2 protein-coding genes are annotated in these 2898 nt (G+C 71.7%); one reads left to right on the plus strand and one right to left on the minus strand.

The window, feature by feature from the left end; all coding sequences use genetic code 11:
* Positions 1 to 70: 70 nt before the first annotated feature.
* Positions 71 to 1366, minus strand: coding sequence for a hypothetical protein (locus tag ACFU7Y_RS42495; protein ID WP_224280864.1), 1296 nt, complete (start codon positions 1364 to 1366; stop codon positions 71 to 73).
* Positions 1367 to 1792: 426 nt separating this feature from the next.
* On the opposite strand from ACFU7Y_RS42495, the gene ACFU7Y_RS42500 reads away from it, so the two are divergent.
* A complete protein-coding gene (locus ACFU7Y_RS42500) occupies positions 1793 to 2533 on the plus strand; it encodes a dienelactone hydrolase family protein (protein ID WP_380771801.1) in 741 nt (246 codons plus the stop codon).
* Positions 2534 to 2898: the final 365 nt, after the last annotated feature.

Raw genomic sequence — 2898 nt, forward strand, 5'->3', positions numbered from 1 at the left:
GACCGCTTGCGTGCGGTCGGCCGGTCACCGGTGCCGGTCGGCCCGGGCGCCGGCTGGGCCCGGGTGAGGATCAGGCCCGGGGCGGGGTGTCCTCCTGGGCGATCTCCTTGATGTCCTCGAAGGTCAGGCCGGCCCGGTTGAAGGCGCGCGCCTCGGTGTCCGTGATGCCGAGCCCGGCCAGCTCCTTGAGCTGGGCGTCGGTCAGCGGCGGGGCGAGCGGGAGGTCGCCCGTGTCCTCGGGGTCGAAGCCACCGGGGCCGCCCGAGGTGGCCAGGCCGAGCACCGCGTCCATCAGCTGGTCGTTGGTCAACTTGACCGCGTCGGACGGCGCCTGGACGTTCGGGGCGGTCTGGTTGAAGGCGAGCTTCACCGGGAAGTTGACGCCCGGCTCCACCTTGTCGGCCAGCTGGGCGAGGTCGAAGGTGGCGGAGGAGAAGTCACCGTTCTTCAGGTAGAGGTCGACACCGATCCGGCGGTCCGGCACGTCGCTCGGGGCCTGGTCCGGGAACTCCCCGAACTGCTTCGGGAACTTGGCGGACAGCGGCTTGACGGCCTTGTACATCTCGTCCACCAGCTGCCGGGCCGGGGCGCTGATCCAGAGGTGCTCGGTGCCGTCCTTCTTGCCCTTGTCCTCGTACGTGACGGTGCGGCCGAGCACGTCCTTGATCGAGTTGAGCAGCTGGCCGCCGAGCTCCGGGTCGACGGTGGGCGCGGCGCTCGGGGCGGCCTTCTTGCCGTCGGACTGCTTCGCCTGGTCCGCGAGCGACTGGAGGTCGATGGAGACCCACGTGCCGGCCAGCACGTCCCCGACCGGCTTCAGGTTCTCGGGCAGCTCCTTGCGGAGCTCGTCCACCGAGGACGGGTCCTCGCCGACGAGCTTCACCAGGCCCTTGGCATCGGCGTGCAGGTACCCCGTGCCGTCGATCTGGCGGTACTCCAGCAGCGCGGTGCCGCTGCGGTCGGAGAGCAGGTAGGAGATGCGCACCGACTTGTCGAGCGTCAGGTCGGTGTTCTTGCCGTCCTTGCCGGCGTTCTTGAAGGCCTCGACCTCCTTGAGCGGCTTGTCGGCGGAGATCGCGACCGAGACGGAGAGGCCGGAGATCGCCTTGGCGGTCTTCTCGTCCATCTCGCGGTCGACGCCCCGGGCGGAGCCGACCAGGCCCTTGCCGCCCTTGTGCTCGCCGGTGTTGGCGAACGCGGCGACCTGCTCGGGGGTGGCGGCGATGGAGAGGGTGAAGCCGACTGACTTGCCGTCACCGACCTTGTCGAAGGCCTTCGACACCTTCTGCGCGGCGGACAGCTGCTGGACGGTGCCGCAGGCGGTGAGGCCGGTGGCGAGCACGGAGGCGGTGACGGCGACGGGCATCGCCCCACGGGCGGCCTTGCGGATGGCGGTGTTGATGGTACGACTCCTGTTGATCGGGCCCGCTCGGTGGAGCGGACCGTTCCCTCCCCTGCGACGCACAACGCCACAGTGCCTGCACATGTGATCACATTATCGGCAAGGGTTCACCTGAGTATTTGGCCGGGTCTTTAACCACATCGACCAAAACCATGACCAAAAGTCGCAAATCTTTTCGGGAAAGCCCCGCCTGGCGGCCCGTCCGGCGCCGGGCACGTGCGGCAACCCGGCTACGTACGGCGACGAGTTCGAGTTCGGGCTCGACCTGATCCTCGACGGGCTGGAACGGGCCGCTGCCCGACCGGCACAGCGTGAGAGCCCGCGCCACCTCCTCTGCCGACGGCGTAGACCGGCCCGACCGGGGCCCGGCCGGCACTACTGTCCCGTCCCATGACAACGGTCACGACACGCACGGTCGAGTACCCGGCCGACGGACTGACGATGATCGGGCACCTCGCGCTGCCTGCCGGTGCCAGCCGCCGGCCCGCGGTCCTGATCGGCCCCGAGGGGCCGGGCCTGAACGACTTCCAGCGCCGCCGAGCCGACGCCCTCGCCGAACTGGGGTACGTGGCCCTGGCCTTCGACCTCCACGGCGGACGCTGGTTCACCGACCCGCAGGAGATGCTGGCGCGCGTGATGCCGCTGCTCGCCGACCCCGACCGGATGCGGGGCATCGGCCGTGCGGCACTCGACGTGCTGCGCGCCGAACCCCGGACCGACTCCGACCGGATCGCCGCCATCGGCTACGGCACCGGGGGCGCGATCGCGCTGGAACTCGGACGCGCCGGCGTCGACCTGCGGGCGATCGGGACGGTCAACGCCCTCACCACGGGCCGACCGGGCGAGGCAACGCGCATCCGCTGCCCCGTGTGGGCCGGGGTCGGGTCGGAGGACCCGATCATGCCCGCCGCGCAACGGGACGCCTTCGCCGCCGAGATGCAGGCCGCCGGCGTCGACTGGCGCCTCGCGGTCTACGGCGGAGCCCTGCACGCCTTCCACCACCCGCCGGTCGACCACACCGTTCTCCCCGGCGTCGGCCACCACCCGCTGCACGCCGAGCGGGCCTGGCGCGACGTCCTCGCCCTGCTCGCCGAGTGCCTGCCCGTCACGGAGGGGCCGGGGCTTCGCTGACGGCCGACCTCGGCACCGGAGCGCCTCCGGTGATTCGGCACATCCTCACCGCCGGCTCCTGCCAGGAGCTCGGCGGGGTCGAAGGACGACCAGCGATGACGGCAAGGTGGCGCGGCTGTGGGACGCCCGCACCCTCGGCGGGCCGGCCGAGCTCACCGGCGCGGTGAGTCCCGTGGTCTTCGGCCCCGACGGACGCACCCTGGCCCCCAGCGGTACCGTCAGGCCTGCCCGCCACCGTCGACGCGCGCCGCACGGCCGGGGGCCGGGGTGAGCCGCAGGGCGGTGTCGATCAGTGGGACGTGGCTGAAGGCCTGGGGGAAGTTGCCGACCTGGCGCTTGAGCCGTGGGTCCCACTCCTCGGCGAG

Source organism: Kitasatospora sp. NPDC057542 (assembly GCF_042801945.1).
Classification (GTDB): domain Bacteria; phylum Actinomycetota; class Actinomycetes; order Streptomycetales; family Streptomycetaceae; genus Kitasatospora.